This is a genomic window from Arthrobacter sp. B0316-1-20 (assembly GCF_059091865.1).
The window spans coordinates 422,583-440,317 of the sequence record NZ_JBNHHC010000003.1; the positions used below are offsets into that span (position 1 = coordinate 422,583).

Below are 17,735 nucleotides of genomic sequence, written 5' to 3' on the forward strand. Positions count from 1 at the left end.
CCAGCGGGCGCGCAGCCCCGCCGCGGCGGTGTTGGTCGGGCTTCGCGTCAGCGGATACGATCGTAGAGGCTTGCAGCGCCCAAGTATGTCGCTGCAGTAACGGCTTACATCCACCATAAGGAGACCTCTGTGTCAGCGCCCCAGAACATCACCCTCATCGTCGACGGCGAAGAGAACCAGGTGACCGAGGGCACGACGGGAGCCGACCTTTACGGCGCCCGGCGGGAGGTCGTCGTCGTCCGCGTCGACGGCGAACTGAAGGACCTGGACCAGCCGATCCCGGCCGGGGCCAAGGTCGAAGCCGTGACCATCGACTCTCCCGACGGGCTCAACGTGCTGCGCCACTCCACCGCGCACGTCATGGCCCAGGCGGTCCAGCAGCTGCGGAAGGACTCCAAGCTCGGGATCGGCCCGTACATCACCGACGGTTTCTACTTCGACTTCGACGTCGATGAGCCCTTCACCCCGGAGGACCTGAAGCAGCTGGAGAAGATGATGCTCAAGATCGTCAACTCCAACCAGCGCTTCGTCCGCCGCACCGTCTCCGAGACCGAAGCGCTCGCCGAGATGGCGGGGGAGCCGTACAAGGAAGAGCTGATCGGGCTCAAGGGCCACTCCGACGAGGCCGGCGAGGGCGCCAGCATCGAAGTGGGCGCCGGCGAACTGACCATCTACGACAACGTTGACGCCAAGAGCGGCGAAGTGGTCTGGAAGGACCTCTGCCGCGGGCCGCACCTGCCCAACACCAAGCTGATTTCCAACGCCTATGCGCTGACCCGCTCGGCCGCCGCCTACTGGCGGGGCAACGAAAAGAACAAGCAGCTGCAGCGCATCTACGGCACCGCCTGGCCCACCAAGGAAGACCTGAAGGCCTACCAGGAGCGGCTGGCCGAGGCGGAGCGCCGCGACCACCGCCGGGTGGGCGCCGAACTGGACCTGTTCTCCTTCCCGGATGAACTCGGCTCCGGCCTGCCCGTCTTCCACCCGAAGGGCGGCATCGTCCGCAAGGCGATGGAGGACTACTCGCGGCAGCGGCACACCGAGGCGGGCTACGAATTCGTCTACACCCCGCACATCACCAAGAGCAACCTGTACGAGGTCTCCGGCCACCTGGACTGGTACCGGGACGGGATGTTCCCTCCCATGCATGTGGACGAGACCCGCGACCCCGAAACCAACGAGGTCGTCAAGCCCGGCCAGGACTACTACCTGAAGCCGATGAACTGCCCGATGCACAACCTGATTTTCCGCTCGCGCGGCCGGTCCTACCGCGAGCTGCCGCTCCGGATGTTCGAATTCGGCTCCGTCTACCGCTACGAAAAGTCCGGCGTGGTCCACGGCCTGACCCGCGTGCGCGGCATGACCCAGGACGACGCCCATATCTACTGCACCCGCGAGCAGATGAAGGACGAGCTCACCACCACGCTCAACTTCGTGCTGGACTTGCTCAAGGACTACGGGCTCGACGATTTCTTCCTGGAGCTCTCCACCAAGGACCCGGAGAAGTACGTCGGCGCCGATGAGGTCTGGGACGAGGCCACCCGCACCCTGGCCGAGGTCGCCGAAGCATCCGGCCTGGAACTGGTGCCGGACCCGGGTGGAGCGGCCTTCTACGGCCCCAAGATTTCGGTACAGGCCCGCGACGCGATCGGCCGCAGCTGGCAGATGTCCACCATCCAGCTGGACTTTAACCTGCCCGAACGGTTCGAACTCGAATACCAGGCAGCAGACGGCAGCCGCCAGCGCCCGGTCATGATCCACCGCGCCCTGTTCGGGTCGGTAGAGCGCTTCATGGGCCTGCTGATCGAACACTACGCCGGCGCCTTCCCGGCATGGCTCGCCCCGGTCCAGGTCGTCGGCATCCCGGTGGCGGAGGCGTTCAACGACTACATGCTGGAGATCGTGGCCAAGCTGCGCGCCCAGGGCATCCGCGCCGAGGCCGACCTGGGTTCGGACCGCTTCCCGAAGAAGATCCGGACCGCCAGCAAGGACAAGGTTCCGTTCGTGCTGATCGCCGGCGGCGAGGACGCCGAGGCCGGAGCCGTCTCCTTCCGCTTCCGCGACGGCAGCCAGGACAACGGCATCCCGGTGGACGAGGCCGTGTCCCGGATCGTGCAGGCCGCCGCCAGGCGCGGCAACTGACGATGGCCGAGACGACCGAAGCCATGACCGACCGGACCGGCGACGAGGTGACGGACGGCTTTGAGCTGCCCGGCGTGCCGGATGCCTTCCAGCGGCTCTGGACGCCGCACCGCATGGCCTACGTCAAGGGCGGCCAGGGCCAGTTCAAGAACAAGGACGAGTGCCCATTTTGCGTGGCTCCGGCCCGCCCCGACGAGGAATCGCTGATCGTCCACCGCGGCGAGTTCGCCTACGTGGTGCTCAACCTGTTTCCGTACAACCCCGGGCACCTGCTGGTCTGCCCGTACCGCCACGTGCCCGACTACACCGACATCACCGCGGAGGAGACGGCCGAGTTCGCCGAGCTGACCCAGACGGCGATGCGGGTCCTGCGGAAGGTGGCCAACCCCAGCGGCTTCAACCTGGGCATGAACCAGGGCGAAGCCGGGGGCGCCGGGGTGGCGGCGCACCTGCACCAGCACGTGGTGCCCCGGTGGGGCGGCGACGGGAACTTCTTCCCGATCATTGCCCAGACCAAGGCGATCACCGAGACCCTGGACGAGGTCCGCAAGCAGGTATCCCAAGCCTGGCCGGCACGGTAGCGCGGCGATGCTCAACAAGTACGCGCGCGGGTTCTTCGGAAAACTGTTCACGCCGCTGGCCCGTGCCCTGATCCGGATGGGCGTCTCACCCGACGCCGTCACCATCGTGGGCACCCTCGGGGTCTCCGTGGGGGCGCTCGTGTTCTACCCGCTGGGGGAGCTGTTCTGGGGAACGGTCTTCATTACGGCGTTCGTCTTCTCCGACATGGTGGACGGCTTGATGGCGCGCATGCTGGAGCGCAACAGCCGCTGGGGCAACTTCCTGGATTCCACCCTCGACCGGCTGGCCGACGGCGCAGTGTTCGCCGGCGTGGCCATCTGGTTCTTCACCGGCGGAGAGAACACCGCCATCGCCGTCTCCGCGCTCGTATGCCTGCTGCTCGGGTCGTTGGTCTCCTATGCCAGGGCCAAGGCCGAGTCGCTGGGCTGTACCGCCGCGGTGGGCCTGGCCGAACGCTCCGAGCGCCTGGTTTCCGTCCTGGTTTTCACCGGCCTGACCGGACTGGGCCTGCCGGAGGTGGTCCTGCTGGTGGTCCTGGTGCTGCTGGCCGCCGCCAGCCTGCTGACCGTGGCCCAGCGGATCATGGCCGTCTACCGTCAGACACAGCAAACCGCCTGATCCGCCCCGGACCGCCCAGGCCCCCGGTTGGGGCCCCGAGGAAGGTTACGTCATCGGTGACCCAGCGCACCGGGCCGGACGTATGATGAGGTGTACGTTTCCTACCGACTCCTAGGGGCTTTTAGTGTCCAGCAGTGAAGAAACTTCAACTCACGCGCCCGTGACCGGCAGCAGCCGCGTCAAGCGGGGCATGGCCGAGATGTTGAAGGGCGGCGTCATCATGGACGTCGTGACTCCCGAACAGGCCCGCATCGCCGAAGACGCCGGTGCGGTGGCCGTGATGGCCCTTGAACGCGTTCCGGCGGATATCCGCGCCCAGGGCGGCGTGTCCCGGATGAGCGACCCGGACATGGTGGACGGCATCATCGACGCCGTCTCCATCCCGGTGATGGCCAAGGCCCGCATCGGCCACTTCGTCGAGGCGCAGGTGCTGCAGTCCCTCGGCGTGGATTACATCGACGAGTCCGAGGTGCTGACCCCGGCCGACTACACCAACCACATCGACAAGTGGAACTTCACCGTTCCCTTCGTCTGCGGCGCCACCAACCTGGGCGAGGCCCTGCGCCGCATCAACGAGGGCGCGGCCATGATCCGTTCCAAGGGCGAAGCCGGCACCGGCGACGTCTCCAACGCCACCGGCCACATGCGCCAGATCCGCTCCGAGATCAAGCGCCTGTCGGCAATGCCCGAAGACGAACTGTACGTGGCCGCGAAGGAACTGCAGGCCCCGTACGAGCTGGTCAAGGAAATCGCCGCCACCGGCAAGCTGCCCGTGGTGCTGTTTACCGCCGGCGGCATCGCCACCCCGGCCGACGCCGCGATGATGATGCAACTGGGCGCCGACGGCGTGTTCGTCGGCTCCGGCATCTTCAAGTCCGGCAACCCGGCCGAGCGCGCCGCCGCGATCGTCAAGGCGACCACCTTCCATGACGACCCGGACGTCATCGCCAAGGTCTCGCGCGGCCTGGGCGAGGCCATGGTCGGCATCAACGTGGACGAGATCCCGCAGCCGCACCGCCTCGCCGAGCGCGGATGGTAAATACCGACGACGGCGAACGCCCGGTCCTGCACGAAGGTGCGGGACCGGGCGTCTGTCGTTTCCAGGGGCCGGCGTTTCCGGGGCCGCCGTTACGGGACGTCCCCGCGGCCGGCCGGGGCGCTGCTGGCCCGGTCGAGCCCGCGCCGGGCCAGCAGCGGTGCCAGGTCGGCGTCCCGGCCGCGGAAGGTCCGGTAGGCCTGCAGCGGGTCGATGCTGTTGCCGCGTGAGAGCAGTTCGAGTCGGAAACGGTCTCCGTTGCTGGGTCGGAGTCCGCCGTTTTCGCCGAACCAGGCGACCGTGTCGGCGTCGAGGATTTGGCTCCACAGGTAGGAGTAGTAGCCCGCCGCGTAGCCGCCGGCGAAGATGTGCTTGAAGTAGCCGGTGCGGTAGCGCGGCGGGACCAGGGGCAGGTCGATTCCGGCGTCGGCCAGTGCCTGCCGTTCGAAGGCCGGCGGATCCTCGACCCGCTGCCCGGCGGCCAGGCTGTGCCAGGCCAGGTCGAGCACGCACGCGGCCAGGTACTCGGTGGTGGCAAAGCCTTCGCCCCACAGCTGCGCAGCCTTGATGCGGTCCACCACCTCCCGCGGCAGCGGCTCGCCGGTCAGGTGGTGCCTGGCGTAGTTGCCGGCGACCTCCGGCTCCAGCATCCACATCTCGTTGACCTGCGACGGGTACTCCACGAAATCCCGGGGCACGTTCGTGCCCGAGAGGCTGGGGTACTTCACCCGGGACAGCAGGCCGTGCAGCGCATGGCCGAACTCGTGGAAAAGCGTCACCACGTTGTCGTAGCTGAGCAGGGCCGGCTCGCCTGGAGCGGGCTGCGGGATGTTCAGGTTGTTGATCACGACGGCGCGCTGTCCCAGCAGGTGGGACTGCTCGACCAGCGAATCCATCCAGGCGCCGCCGTTCTTCGTGTCCCGGGTATGGAAGTCGCCGATGAACAGGCCCAGCCGGGCACCGTCGTCGTCCATCACTTCCCAGATCCGGGCCTGCGGATGATAGGCAGCGAGGTCCGGCCTGGCCTCGAACCGCAGCCCGTACAACCGGTTGGCGGCGAAGAAGACGCCGTCGGCGAGCACGCGTTCGAGCTCGAAGTACTGCCGCAGCCCGGCCAGGTCCACGCTGTAGTCGCGGCGGCGCACAACCTCCGCATAGTAGGCCCAGTCCCACGGCTCGAGGGGGTGGCCGGCCGCCTCGGCGAGGATCTCCGCCTCGGCGCGGGCGTTGGCGACGGCCGGCGGGACGAGCCGCGCCAGCATGTCCTGCACGGCCGCGAGCGAGGGCGCCGTCTGGCCGTCCAGCACATACTCGGCATGATTGGCGAAGCCGAGCAGCGCGGCCCGCTCGGCCCGCAGCTCCGCCGTGCGGGCCGCCAGCTCCAGCGTCCGGCGGCCCGCTTCGCTGCGGCCCACCGATGCCTCATGCAGGCGGCGGCGGGTGCCGCGGTCGGTGAGGGTTTCCAGCGCCGGCTGGGCGGTTGGCAGGGTCAGGGCCAGCAGCCATCCGTCGTCGTAACCGGCGTCCCGCGCCGCGAGTTCGGCGGCGGCCAGGTCGTCGTCGGCGAGCCCGGCCAGTTGTGCGCGGTCGGTGACATGTACCGCGGCGGCATTGCCGGCGGCCAGCAGTTCCCGCGAGTACTCCGCGTCCAGCTCCGACAGCTCCACGTTCATGGCGCGCAGCCGCTCCTGGTCCGCCGGGGGGAGCTGGGCGCCGGCCCGTCGGAACTTCTTGCGCAGCTCGGTGAGCAGGCGCAGGTCTTCGCCTTCGAGGCCTTCGGCGGCTTCGTCGACAGCCGAGACCCGCCGGTAGAGCGCCGCATGCAGGTAGATGTTGTCCCGGTGGGCGGCCCGCTGCGGGGCCATCTGCTGCTGCAGCTCCATCACGTCGTCGGTGGCGTCGGCGGCGGCGAAGTTGTCCAGCACGGCGCTCACCCGGTACAGCGTGCGGCCGGACCGTTCGAAGGCGACGGCGGTGTTCTCGAACGTCGCCGGTGCCGGATTGGCCGCGATCGCCTCGATTTCCGCCAGTTGCTCGCGGAACCCGGCCTCGAACGCTTCCGGATAGTGTTCAAGGCGGATCGCGGCGAAATCGGGCAGCTCGTAGGGGAGGACACTGGGTTCCAGAAAGGGGTTGGCCATGCCACCACTTTGCCATGGGTACCCGGCGTCCCCGCCGTATCTGCCGGGGGCACGCCGCCGCGCCGCCGTGGTGCACGGCACAGCCGGACTTACACTTGCGGCATGAGCAGGCAGCCGCCCGAGGGCCCGACGGGTTCCCCGGTGCGGGAACCGGGCCGATGCATTCACTGGGCAGCGGTGTCGCGGACTCCCGCACCGGCGGCGGCGTTGGCCATCGCGGCCCTGCTGCTGGCCGGCTGCGGCCCGGGGCGGGAGGCCGCCGGACCGCCCGGCACAGGGCCGGCCGACACCAAGCCGGCGGCGGTGCCCTCCGGATCCGGCCCACCGGGGAGCGGCGGCGCGGGGGAGACACCGCCGTCGACCTCCGCACCGGAGCCCGCCCCGGAGCCGGCGGCGACGGCCGGCGCGGTCCCGGCGTGCCCGGGAATCCGCTGCGCCACCGTGGCCCTCACCGGCGACCTGCTGCTGCACGAGCCGCTCTGGGAGCAGGCGGTCGCCGACGCCCGGCGGACCGGGAAAGGGGCCCTGGACTTCGAGCCGATGTTGGCGGCCCAGGAGCAATACCTGGACACCGCCGACCTCGCCGTCTGCCAGCTGGAAACCCCGTTGGCCGGTGACGACGGACCGTACTCCGGCTACCCGGCGTTTAACGCGCCGCCGCAGATCCTCGACGCCGCCGCCGCCCTGGGCTACGACGCCTGCACCACCGCCAGCAACCACGCGTTCGACCACGGCACCGCCGGCCTGGAACGGACCCTGCAGGCGCTGGACGCGCGCGGCCTGGAACACACCGGCACCTACGCCAGCGCGGCCGAGGCCGAGGAGGTACTGGTCCTGGACACCCCGGCCGCGCGGATCGCGGTTATCACCGGCACCTTCTCGCTGAACGGGCTGGAGCCGGACCGGCCCTGGCAGGTGGACGTGCTGGATCCCCGGGCGATGATCGCCAAGGCCAGGAAGGCCCGGGCGCAGGGCGCGGACATCGTCTTGGGAGCGGTGCATGCCGGGGACGAATACACCGCCTACGCCAGCCCGCAACAGCAGGAGGTTGCCCACGCGTTGGCCGACAGCGGCGAGTTCTCCTTGGTGTACGGGCACCACAGCCACTCCGTCCAGCCGATTGAGCGCCACGACGGCACCTGGATCGTCTACGGGCTGGGCAACACCCTCGCCGCGCATGCAACCCCGAACATCCTCAACACCGAGGGGATGATGGTCCGGGCCCGGTTCAGCCAGGCCGGCGACGACGGCTCCTGGGAGGTGGCGGGGCTGGACTGGCTGCCGGCCACGTTCGACGGACCCGGGCACCGCTGGTGCCCGGTGGCAGCGGATGCGCTGGCGGCAGCCGCGAAGTCCGGGGACTGGTGCGTGTCCGAACAGGCGGACGCGGCCAGCCGGCTACGGACCAAGGCGACCGTCGAGTCCATGGGAGCCCCGACGGACGTCGCCCGCGAGTGGCTGCTCAGCGGCGATTGACGCCGCGGCCCGTCGCCCGGACTGGCTTAGCGACGGCCTGGCGTCAGTGTCTGCCAAGCGTCAGCGTCCGCCGGCGTCAGCGCGGACGGGCGGCCGCGTCGGCGCGGGCTTCGGCCTCATGCGGAATGTCCAGCGGCACGTCGTTGAAGCTCCCGTAGCGCCGCTCGACGGCGTGGCGGATCAGGTAGTCGGCCACGGCCGGGTTCTTGGGCAGCAGGGAACCGTGCAGGTAGGTGGCAATGACGTTCCGGTAGCGGGCTCCCTCGGTGCCGTCGGTGCCGTTGTTGCCCTGGCCCTTGGTGACCCGTCCCAACGGCCGGACATCGCTGCCGAGGGTGGTCAGTCCGCTGTGGTTCTCGTACCCGATAACCGTGCCGAACTCGCCGCTTTCGAGCACGGTGTTGCCGATCAACCGGGTGGGCCCGCCCACGGTTTCGGCACCGAGCAGCCCGATGCCGGTGATGACCTCGCCGGTGTGGGTGGTGAACCGGTGGCCGAACAGCTGGTAGAGGCCGCAGACCGCCAGCATCGGCAGGCCGTCCTCGGCCAGCTCCCGCAGCCGGCCGCCCTGGGCCAGCAGGTCGGCCTGGATCTTGTTCTGGCCGGAGTCCTGGCCGCCGCCGCCGACGATCAGGTCCACCTGCTCGGGGAACGCGTCGCCGGGGTTGTACTCGTGCAGCCGGACGTCGTAGCCGCGCAGCTCCAGGCGCTTGCGCAGCACCAGGACATTCCCCCAGTCGCCGTAGATGTTCATGTCCCGCGGGTAGAGCTGGAGCAGGTCGATAACAGGAGCGTCCATCAGGAGACCACTTCCACTTCGGTCAGTTTACCGAGCTCGCGGCGCAGCGCCAGCATGGCGGTGTAGGTGCAGTAGATGCGCTTCGGCGTCTCCGGACCGCCCGCGATGAACCGCTGCAGCGAGGCATTGAGGTCCGTGTCCACCCGGTCCACCGGAACGTCCTCGTAGAAGAGGCGCAGTCCCATGTCGCGTGCCCGGACCCCGGAGACCTCGGCCACGCCGGTGTCCCGCAGCGAATCGAAGTCGACGTCCCACAGCCAGGACATGTCCCGCCCGTCCGCGTAGTTGTCGTTAATGGCGATCATGGTCCGGTAGCCGGCGGCGGGGAAGGACTTCAATGCCAGCCGGAAGCCGGCCGGGTTCTTCACCAGCACCAGGTCCAGCGGCTGGCCGTTGACGGTCAGCGATTCGCCGCGGCCGAAGGCCGGCGTCACGTTCTCCAGCGAGGCCAGCAGCGCCGGCTCGTCCACCGCGGGGCCCAACACGGTCCGCGCCAGCACCAACGCCGCGGCGGCGTTGAACACGTTGTAGACGCCGGTCAGCTTCAGCTCGACCTCGAGCTCACGGCCGTCCAGCTGGAAGGTTGCGGCGGCCCCTTCGCAGGCCGAGAGCACGACGTCGGCGCTCGGCCGGCCGGCGTCGGCGGCGGTGGCGCCGGAGGGGTCGGCGGAGGCGGCGGACCGCATTTCGTCGTCGTGCGGAAACATGTGGCGCAGCTGCGGCGCCAGGCCGAAGTATTCGACCCGCGGCGCGGCCACGGCGCCCGCCAGCGCCGCGATGCGCGGGTCTTCCCGGTTCAGTACCACTGCCTCGGTCGTCGCGGCGGCGATCTGCCGGAGGAAACCCGCGGTCGTTTCGATTTCGCCAAAGCGGTCCAACTGGTCGCGCATGACGTTGAGCAGCAGGCTGTAGCGCGGGGCCACCAGTTTGACGAAGTGAACCGCGTGGGCCTCGTCAAGCTCCAACACGGCAATGTCCGCGTCAAGCCGGCCCCGGGCGTCGGAGTCGCCCAGCACGGCAGCGACCACGCCGCGGGTGAAGTTGCTGCCCGTCCGGTTCGTGAACACCTTCAGGCCCTGCCCCTGCAGCAGCTCCACCACCATCTTGGTGGTAGTGGTTTTGCCGTTCGTCCCGCTGATCACCACGACGCCGCGCGGCAGCTCGCCGAGCGTGCGCGGCAGGAACTGTGGATCGATTTTTTCGGCCACCAGGCCGGGCAGTGCGGAACCGCCGCCGCGGAGCCTGGCTACCGCCTTTACGGCCTTTCCGGCAACGGTCGCAAGGAGGTGTCGCATGAGTAGAGACTATACAAGCCGCCGTGCCCCGGCGCCGTCGGCCCGGGCCTAACAGTGTCGGTCACCACAGGGGAGGGGGCACCGTTTAACACCGCCGGACCGGTTGGCACTACTGTTTTTCCGTACGGCCGCCACTGAGGCGGCCCCGATGCGAACTCCGAGGAACCGTCACCGTGGTCACGATTGGTGTGCTTGCCCTGCAGGGCGATGTCCGCGAACATCTATCCGTCCTGGAGCACAGCGGCGCCACGGCGGTGCCGGTGCGCCGGCCTGCGGAACTGGCGGCCGTGGACGGCCTGGTCATCCCAGGCGGTGAATCCACGACTATCGACAAGCTCACCCGCATTTTCGAGCTGGCCGACCCGCTGAAGGGGCGGATCGAGGCGGGCATGCCGGTCTACGGTTCGTGCGCGGGCATGATCATGCTGGCCCGGGAGATTGCAGACCCGGCCACCGACCTGAAGGGCGAACCGCAGCAGACGCTGGGCGGCCTGGATATAACGGTGCGTCGGAACGCCTTCGGCCGGCAGCGCGAATCGTTCGAGTCCGAGCTGGACTTCCGGGGCCTGGAGTTCAGCGCGGCGTCTCCCGGCCAGGACCCGGCGCCGGTCCACGCCGTGTTCATCCGTGCGCCCTGGGTGGAACGCGTGGGCAAGGGCGTGGAGGTCCTGGCTGCCGTCCAGCCGGAGGAGGCCTCCCACACCGACACTTTGCACGGGACAGCTAGAATAGTGGCAGTGCGTTCGCGGCATCTGCTGGCGACATCCTTCCACCCGGAGATTACGGGGGAGCGCCGCATCCACGAACTTTTCATCCGCATCGTCAGAGGAGAGGCGTAAGCATGGCCGGACACTCCAAGTGGGCAACCACCAAGCACAAGAAGGCCGTGATCGACGCCAGGCGTGCCAAGTCGTTCGCGAAGCTGATCAAGAACATTGAGGTAGCGGCGCGCAACGGGGGAGCGGACATGTCCGGCAACCCCGCGCTGGAACTGGCCGTCCAAAAGGCCAAGAAGACCTCGGTTCCCAACGACAACATCGACCGCGCGGTCAAGCGCGGTGCCGGCCTGACCGGCGAAACGGTGGACTACAGCGAAATCATCTACGAGGCCCGCGGGCCGCAGGGCTCCGCTGTGCTGATCGAGTGCCTCACCGACAACAAGAACCGGGCCGCCTCGGAGGTTCGCCTGGCCATCACCCGCAACGGCGGCACCATTGCCGACCCGGGGTCGGTGTCCTACATGTTCTCCCGCAAGGGCGTGGTGTCCCTGCCCAAGAATGAACTCACGGAAGACGACCTTCTGATGGCGGTGCTCGAAGCCGGCGCGGAGGAAGTCAAGGAGCAGGGCGACAACTTCGAGGTCCACGCCGATCCCACGGACCTGCGCGCCGTCGTGGCCGCACTGGAAGAGGCCGGCATCGAATACGAAACCGACGAAATCGAGTTCGTGTCCTCGATGGCCGTGGAGCTCGACGCGGACGCGGCCCGGAAGTTCATGAAGCTGGTGGATGCCCTCGAGGACTTGGACGACGTCCAGAACGTCTACTCCAACGCCGACATCAGCGCGGACGTCCTCGCCGAAATCGAGAACGACTGACACCGGTCCGGCCGTCGGCGCCCGCCATGCGCGTGCTGGGAGTGGACCCGGGCCTGACCCGCTGCGGCCTGGGCGTGGTCGATGTTGAACCGAACCGGCGCTCCTCCCTCGTGGACGTCGGTGTGGTGGGGACCACCCCGGACATGGCGCTGGAGCTGCGCCTGCTGAAGATTGCCGACGCGATCGACGAATGGCTCGACGCGCACACCCCGGACGTGCTCGCCGTCGAACGCGTCTTCAGCCAGACCAATGTCAGTACCGTGATGGGCACCGCGCAGGCGTCCGGGGTGGTCATCGCGGCGGCGGCACGGCGCGGGATCGCCGTCGCGCTGCACACGCCCACCGAGGTGAAAGCGGCGGTCACCGGCAACGGGCAGGCGGACAAAGCCGCCGTGACCAAGATGGTGACCCGGATCCTTCGGCTGGACACCCCGCCGCGCCCGGCCGATGCCGCGGACGCCCTGGCGCTGGCGATCACCCATGCCTGGCGCGGCGGAGCTGCGAGACCGGCTGCCGGCGGCGGGATGACGACGGCGCAGCGGCTCTGGGCGGAGGCCGAAGCGAAGGCCAAGCGCACCCGCCGCTGACGTGCGGCCGGCCGCCGGAACCGGTGCCACGGTGTGGCGGTGGCCGGCAATGTCCGTGCTGCCCCGTAAGCTATTCGTAGATATGTTCGGACATCCGCCGCCGTGCTGCCCGCGGGGCGGGCTCCGGGCCGCAGTGCCGGAATTGGGAGTTGAGTTCATGATTAGCTCGTTGCGCGGCGTCGTCGCCCACGTGGGATTGCAATCGGCCGTGATCGACGTCAACGGATTCGGCATGCTCGTCCAGGCGACGCCGCAGACCCTGGGCACGCTGTTCGTGGGGCGGGAGGCCGAACTGGCCACCACCATGATTGTGCGCGAAGACTCCATGACGCTGTTCGGCTTCGAGGACGCAGCGCAACGGGAAGTTTTTGAAACCCTCATCTCGGTCAGTGGGGTCGGCCCGAGGCTGGGCCTGGCGGCGCTGTCGGTGCACTCGCCCGAGGCGCTGAGGGTTGCCGCCGCGGAGGGGGACAGCAAGGCGTTCACCAAGGTTCCGGGTATCGGGCCGAAGCTCGCCGGCCGGATCGTGCTCGAGCTGGCCGGGAAGCTGATCCCCACCGGCGAGCAGGCCCCCCAGCAAAAGGGCGGCTGGAAGGGACAGGTGCAGGAGGCCCTGGCCGGCCTGGGCTGGTCCGAGAAGGACGCCGCCGCGGCGGTGGACACCACCGCCGAGGAAAATCCAGAGGCGGCAGCGGCAGGCAACGTGGGCGACTTGCTGCGGCTGACTCTGCGCAGGCTCGGCCAGGACGGCGCCCGGACCGGCGCGTCCCGGCGGACCGCGGGAGTGAACTAGCGTGGCGGAGGATTCCGAGAACAACCGGCTGGTCGCCAACACGTCGGAAACCGAAGAACGGGCGATCGAATCGGCGCTGCGGCCCAAGAACCTGGACGATTTCGTGGGCCAGGCCCGGGTCCGCCAGCAGCTGTCGCTGGTGCTGGAGGCGTCCCGGATCCGCGAACGGACAGCCGACCATGTCCTGCTGTCCGGCCCGCCCGGACTGGGCAAGACCACGCTGGCCATGATCATCGCCGCGGAAATGAACGCGCCGCTGCGGATCAGCTCCGGGCCGGCGATCCAGCACGCGGGCGACCTGGCGGCGATCCTGTCGTCGCTGACCGAAGGGGAGATCTTCTTCCTGGATGAGATCCACCGGATGTCGCGGCCGGCAGAGGAAATGCTCTACATGGCGATGGAGGACTTCCGGGTGGACATCGTGGTGGGCAAGGGCGCCGGCGCCACCGCCATCCCGCTCGACCTGCCGCCGTTCACCCTCGTCGGGGCCACGACGCGGGCCGGGCTGCTGCCGGGGCCGCTGCGCGACCGGTTCGGCTTCACCGGGCACTTGGAGTTCTACGCCGTCGCGGAGCTTGAGCTGGTGCTCCGCCGCTCGGCCATGCTGCTGGACCTCAAGGTCAGTTCGGCCGGTTTCGCCGAGATCGCCGGGCGCTCCCGCGGCACGCCCCGCATCGCCAACCGTCTGCTGCGCCGGGTGCGGGACTGGGCCCTTGTGCACAAGATCGAGGAAATCGATGCGCGTGCGGCAGCCGCGGCGCTCGATATGTATGAAGTCGACGAACGGGGACTGGACCGGCTGGACCGGGCGGTGCTGACCGCCCTGATCACCAAGTTCGGCGGCGGGCCCGTCGGTTTATCCACCCTGGCCATAGCCGTCGGCGAGGAAACCGAGACGGTGGAGACGGTGGCCGAGCCCTACTTGGTCCGCGAAGGGCTGCTCGGCCGGACGCCGCGCGGACGGATCGCCACCGCCGCGGCCTGGCAACACCTGGGGCTGGCGGTGCCGGATCACCTGGCCGCGGGACAGACCGAAGACCTGCTCTCGGAACTGCTGGAGCCGGACACGGATTTCGCCGAAAACTGAAGCTTGACCGTGTCAGGGCGGTCACCGCGTAGAATGGTAGGAACGTGCGGAGTGCGCCGTCCCTCACGGGACGCGGCAGGCTGCGTACACGGTCCGGATTTTCCTACCGGTCCGCTCCAGACTTCTAGGACGGAACTTCCCTGTGTTCGTAAATCTCTTCACCGGCACCACTCCCCAGCAGCAGTCGGGCGGCATCGACGTGATGACCATCGCCCTGTTCGCCGTTTTCGCGCTGATGATCTTCTTCATGTTCCGCAAGCAGAAGAAGGTCCAGGCGCAGATGCGCGAAAAGGCCGAGCGCATCAAGGAGCAGATGGTGCCGGGCACCGAAGTGATGACTCAGTTCGGCCTCTTCGGCACCGTCGTTTCCCTCGACCCCGACAACAACAAGGTGGTCCTTGAACTGTCGCCGGGCAACACCGCCACCGTGCACACCCAGGCGGTGAACGAAGTCGTGACGCCGGAGGCCCCCGAGGTTCCCGACGACGCCTCGTCCCTCACCGCGGAAAGCGCTACCCGCCCGGAGGAATCCGCCGAGGACACCCTTAAGCGGCTCAACGAAGAGCAGAACAAAGACACCAAGTAGGCCAGCGACGGCTTAGCCGTATAGGCGTGCAGTGGCGGGGCATGCCCCGCCACTTCGCCATGTACCGGCCGGTTCCTCCGGCCGACTGAGCCGATGAGAGAAAGATCTTCCATGGCACGATCCGGTTCCACCAGCATTGCGCGGCGGACACTTATCTGGCTCGGTGTGCTCCTGGCCGCCGGCACCGTCATCCTGGGCAGCGGTGTATTCACCGGCCAGGCAAGCTGGGCGCCAAAGCTGGCGCTCGACCTTGAGGGCGGCACCCAGATGATCCTGGCTCCGCAGGTCCAGGGCGGCGGAGGCGAGATCACCGCCGAGCAGCTCAACCAGGCCGTGGAGATCATCCGCCAGCGCGTCGACGGCTCCGGCGTGGCGGAAGCCGAGATCACCACGCAGTCCGGCCGCAACGTGGTGGTCAGCCTGCCCGGTGTTCCGGACCAGCGGACCCGCGAACTGATCCAGGCTTCGGCCGCCATGGAATTCCGCCCGGTGCTCACCGTTGCACCGGGTTCCGCCGTTCCGGAGGAGGAGCGGACGCCCGAAGCGGACCTTCCGAAACCGGCGGCCGAACCGAAGAACGCCAGCGACCTGAACTGGATCACCCCGGAGCTCTACCAGGAGTTCGAGGCGCTGGAGTGCCTTGACCCGGCCGCGGCCGCAGAGGAGACCGAGCCGGCCGACCCGGCCAAGCCGACGGTCGCCTGCGAACCGGATACCGGCATGAAGTACATCCTGGGCCCGGTGGAGGTGCCCGGCACCGACATCGCCGACTCCAGCTTTGGCCAGGTGCGCGGCACCCAGGGACAGACGCTGAACCAGTGGGCGGTGAACATCGAGTTCAACAGCGAGGGAACCGCAACCTTCAAGGAAGTGACCGAACGGCTGTTCGGGCTCTCCGGCGCCCAGAACCAGTTCGCCATCGTGCTGGACGGCGAGGTGATTTCCGCTCCCACGACCAACGCGGTCATCCCGGACGGCAAGCCGCAGATCACCGGCAACTTCACGGAAGAATCGGCCCGTGTCCTCTCCGAGCAGCTGAAGTACGGCGCGCTGCCGATCAGCTTCGAGATCCAGAGCGAGCAGCAGATTTCCGCCACGCTGGGCGCCGACCAGTTGCGGATGGGCCTGATCGCCGGGCTTATCGGCCTGGTGCTGGTCGCCGCCTACTCGATCTTCCAGTACCGCATGCTCGGCCTGGTGACCATCGCGTCGCTGGTGGTGGCCGGCATTTTGACCTATCTGGCGATTGCCATCCTGGGCTGGACCGAAAACTACCGGCTGTCGTTGGCCGGGGTCGCCGGCCTGATCGTGGCGATCGGCCAGACCGCCGACTCCTTCATCGTCTACTTCGAACGCATCCGCGACGAACTGCGCGAGGGCCGGGGCCTGGTCTCGGCCGTGGACAACGGCTGGAAGCGTGCACGGCAAACCGTGCTGGCTTCCAAGGCGGTCAACCTGCTGGCCGCCGTCGTGCTCTACTTCGTGGCGGTGGGCAACGTGCGCGGTTTTGCGTTCACGCTGGGCCTGACCGCGGTGGCCGACCTCCTGGTGGTCTTCATGTTCACGCACCCGACCATGCAGCTGCTGGCACGCACCAAGTTCTTCGGCGAGGGCCACCGCTTCTCCGGCCTGGATCCGCGCCTGCTGGACGCGGTGCCGCTGTACCGCGGCGCAGGACGGATCCGCCAGCCCGGCGAACGCAAGGTGCCGGTGCGGGCCAAGAACGCCGCGGCGGCTGCCGAAGCCGACCGCCGCCAGACCATCGCCGAACGCCGGGCGGCCGAGAAGCAGCGCGCCACCAGCGGCGCGGGCCGCGGGTCCGACAAGGAGAGCAACTAAATGGCCAACTTTGCTAAGTGGGGCAACGATCTCTACACCGGCAAGCGCTCCTACGACTTTGTCTCCAAGTACAGGCTCTGGTTCGGCATTGCCGCCGCCGCGATCCTCCTGTCCATCGTGGTGCCGTTCGTCAAGGGCGGGTTCAACCTGGGCATCGACTTCCGCGGCGGCTCCGAGTTCACCGTGTCCAACGTGGAAAACACCGACGTCGGCCCCGGCGAGGCGGCCGTGGCCCAAGTCGCGGCGGATGCCGATCCCCGCGTGACGAACATCGCCCCGGGGACCATGCGGATCCAGACCGAACGCCTGGACGACGACCAGACCCTGGAACTGCGCGACGCCCTCGTCGAAGCCTACGACGTCGAGTCAGACGAGGTGACGTCCTCGTACGTCGGTCCCACCTGGGGTGCCGACGTGACCCGGCAGGCGATCTGGGGCCTGGTGGTGTTCGTTGTGCTGGCGGCGATCATGATGGCGCTGTACTTCCGGACCTGGAAGATGTCCGTCGCCGCGCTCAGCGGCCTGGTGGTGGTGCTCATCGTGACCGCCGGCATCTATTCGCTGAGCGACTTCGAGGTGACGCCCTCGGCGATCATCGGCTTCCTGACCATTTTGGGGTACTCGCTGTACGACACGGTGGTGGTCTTCGACAAGATCCGCGAGAACACGGAAGACCTGGACAAGTCCACAAGGAGGACCTTCGCGGAGGAGGTCAATCTCGCCGTGAACCAGACCCTGGTCCGGTCCATCAACACCTCCGTGGTCGCCGTCCTGCCGGTCGCCGCCATCTTGTTCATCGGCGCGTTCCTGCTCGGCGCCGGCACGTTGAAGGACGTGTCCCTGGCACTGTTCATCGGCATCATCATCGGCACCGCCACCACAATCTTCATTGCGGCGCCGATGTATGCGCGGCTCCGGGCCAAGGAACCGGCACTGCTCAAGCAGGCCAAGAAGGTGGAAGAACGGCGCCGCACCGAGGCCGCCCCCGTCGGGTGATGCCGCACCGGAACGCCCGGGCCGCCGGACGAGCATAGAATGGTTTGCGGAACAGTGCTGGGCTGTGCGCCGCTGCCTTGCGGGCTGTAGCGTCGGTTCCAGGACTCATCGGGAAGGCGGGAAGGATTGGCCGAACACCTCAGGTCGACAGACCAGGCCAG

The 17,735-nt window shown here is 68.4% G+C and carries 16 protein-coding genes; 13 read left to right on the forward strand and 3 right to left on the reverse strand.

The features are described 5' to 3' along the window. Positions 1 to 129 precede the first annotated feature (129 nt). The 4 genes from thrS (at position 130) to pdxS (ending at position 4,381) form a co-directional block, all read left to right on the forward strand. A complete protein-coding gene (gene thrS / locus AC5RW2_RS07160) occupies positions 130 to 2,142 on the forward strand; it encodes a threonine--tRNA ligase (RefSeq protein WP_493999837.1) in 2,013 nt (670 codons plus the stop codon). A gap of 2 nt (positions 2,143 to 2,144) precedes the next feature. Beyond that, positions 2,145 to 2,723 (forward strand): HIT family protein, encoded by a 579-nt coding sequence (locus AC5RW2_RS07165; RefSeq protein WP_493999836.1) that lies wholly within the window; start codon positions 2,145 to 2,147, stop codon positions 2,721 to 2,723. Between the two features lie 7 nt (positions 2,724 to 2,730). Beyond that, positions 2,731 to 3,342 carry a phosphatidylinositol phosphate synthase gene (gene pgsA, locus AC5RW2_RS07170; RefSeq protein WP_494069108.1) on the forward strand — a complete coding sequence of 204 codons (612 nt, stop codon included), beginning with the start codon at positions 2,731 to 2,733 and terminating at the stop codon, positions 3,340 to 3,342. A 124-nt stretch (positions 3,343 to 3,466) separates the two neighbouring features. Further along, positions 3,467 to 4,381 carry a pyridoxal 5'-phosphate synthase lyase subunit PdxS gene (pdxS, locus tag AC5RW2_RS07175; RefSeq protein ID WP_494014074.1) on the forward strand — a complete coding sequence of 305 codons (915 nt, stop codon included), beginning with the start codon at positions 3,467 to 3,469 and terminating at the stop codon, positions 4,379 to 4,381. Between the two features lie 89 nt (positions 4,382 to 4,470). On the opposite strand, the gene AC5RW2_RS07180 is transcribed toward pdxS, so the two are convergent. Next, positions 4,471 to 6,519 (reverse strand): M3 family metallopeptidase, encoded by a 2,049-nt coding sequence (locus AC5RW2_RS07180; RefSeq protein WP_494073864.1) that lies wholly within the window; start codon positions 6,517 to 6,519, stop codon positions 4,471 to 4,473. 102 nt (positions 6,520 to 6,621) lie between these two features. Here AC5RW2_RS07180 and AC5RW2_RS07185 point away from each other — a divergent pair, with 102 nt between their 5' ends. Further along, the gene (locus AC5RW2_RS07185; protein WP_494073865.1) at positions 6,622 to 7,995 is read left to right on the forward strand and encodes a CapA family protein; all 1,374 of its coding nucleotides are present in this window, start codon (positions 6,622 to 6,624) and stop codon (positions 7,993 to 7,995) included. 76 nt (positions 7,996 to 8,071) lie between these two features. Here the strand turns inward: AC5RW2_RS07185 and AC5RW2_RS07190 are convergent, their stop codons facing one another. Further along, positions 8,072 to 8,794: a type 1 glutamine amidotransferase gene (locus AC5RW2_RS07190; RefSeq protein ID WP_494073866.1), complete on the reverse strand. Its 723-nt coding sequence runs from the start codon at positions 8,792 to 8,794 to the stop codon at positions 8,072 to 8,074. Then, on the reverse strand, positions 8,794 to 10,089 hold the full coding sequence (locus AC5RW2_RS07195; protein ID WP_494073867.1) for a MurT ligase domain-containing protein: 1,296 nt from the start codon (positions 10,087 to 10,089) through the stop codon (positions 8,794 to 8,796). Before AC5RW2_RS07195 ends, AC5RW2_RS07190 begins: the two co-directional genes overlap by 1 nt. A gap of 134 nt (positions 10,090 to 10,223) precedes the next feature. On the opposite strand from AC5RW2_RS07195, the gene pdxT reads away from it, so the two are divergent. The 8 genes from pdxT (at position 10,224) to secF (ending at position 17,574) form a co-directional block, all read left to right on the forward strand. Beyond that, the gene (pdxT, locus tag AC5RW2_RS07200) at positions 10,224 to 10,928 is read left to right on the forward strand and encodes a pyridoxal 5'-phosphate synthase glutaminase subunit PdxT (RefSeq protein WP_494073891.1); all 705 of its coding nucleotides are present in this window, start codon (positions 10,224 to 10,226) and stop codon (positions 10,926 to 10,928) included. Between the two features lie 2 nt (positions 10,929 to 10,930). After that, positions 10,931 to 11,686, forward strand: coding sequence for a YebC/PmpR family DNA-binding transcriptional regulator (locus AC5RW2_RS07205; protein ID WP_494073868.1), 756 nt, complete (start codon positions 10,931 to 10,933; stop codon positions 11,684 to 11,686). A 26-nt stretch (positions 11,687 to 11,712) separates the two neighbouring features. Continuing rightward, positions 11,713 to 12,273, forward strand: coding sequence for a crossover junction endodeoxyribonuclease RuvC (gene ruvC, locus AC5RW2_RS07210; RefSeq protein ID WP_493999827.1), 561 nt, complete (start codon positions 11,713 to 11,715; stop codon positions 12,271 to 12,273). A gap of 157 nt (positions 12,274 to 12,430) precedes the next feature. Next, complete coding sequence (ruvA, locus tag AC5RW2_RS07215; protein WP_494014068.1) at positions 12,431 to 13,066, forward strand: Holliday junction branch migration protein RuvA; 636 nt, start codon at positions 12,431 to 12,433, stop codon at positions 13,064 to 13,066. Between the two features lies 1 nt (position 13,067). Further along, the gene (gene ruvB / locus AC5RW2_RS07220; RefSeq protein ID WP_493987107.1) at positions 13,068 to 14,153 is read left to right on the forward strand and encodes a Holliday junction branch migration DNA helicase RuvB; all 1,086 of its coding nucleotides are present in this window, start codon (positions 13,068 to 13,070) and stop codon (positions 14,151 to 14,153) included. Positions 14,154 to 14,295: 142 nt separating this feature from the next. Continuing rightward, the gene (gene yajC / locus AC5RW2_RS07225) at positions 14,296 to 14,739 is read left to right on the forward strand and encodes a preprotein translocase subunit YajC (RefSeq protein ID WP_493999825.1); all 444 of its coding nucleotides are present in this window, start codon (positions 14,296 to 14,298) and stop codon (positions 14,737 to 14,739) included. Positions 14,740 to 14,850: 111 nt separating this feature from the next. Next, the gene (secD, locus tag AC5RW2_RS07230) at positions 14,851 to 16,578 is read left to right on the forward strand and encodes a protein translocase subunit SecD (RefSeq protein WP_494014066.1); all 1,728 of its coding nucleotides are present in this window, start codon (positions 14,851 to 14,853) and stop codon (positions 16,576 to 16,578) included. After that, on the forward strand, positions 16,579 to 17,574 hold the full coding sequence (secF, locus tag AC5RW2_RS07235) for a protein translocase subunit SecF (protein WP_494023015.1): 996 nt from the start codon (positions 16,579 to 16,581) through the stop codon (positions 17,572 to 17,574). Positions 17,575 to 17,735: the final 161 nt, after the last annotated feature.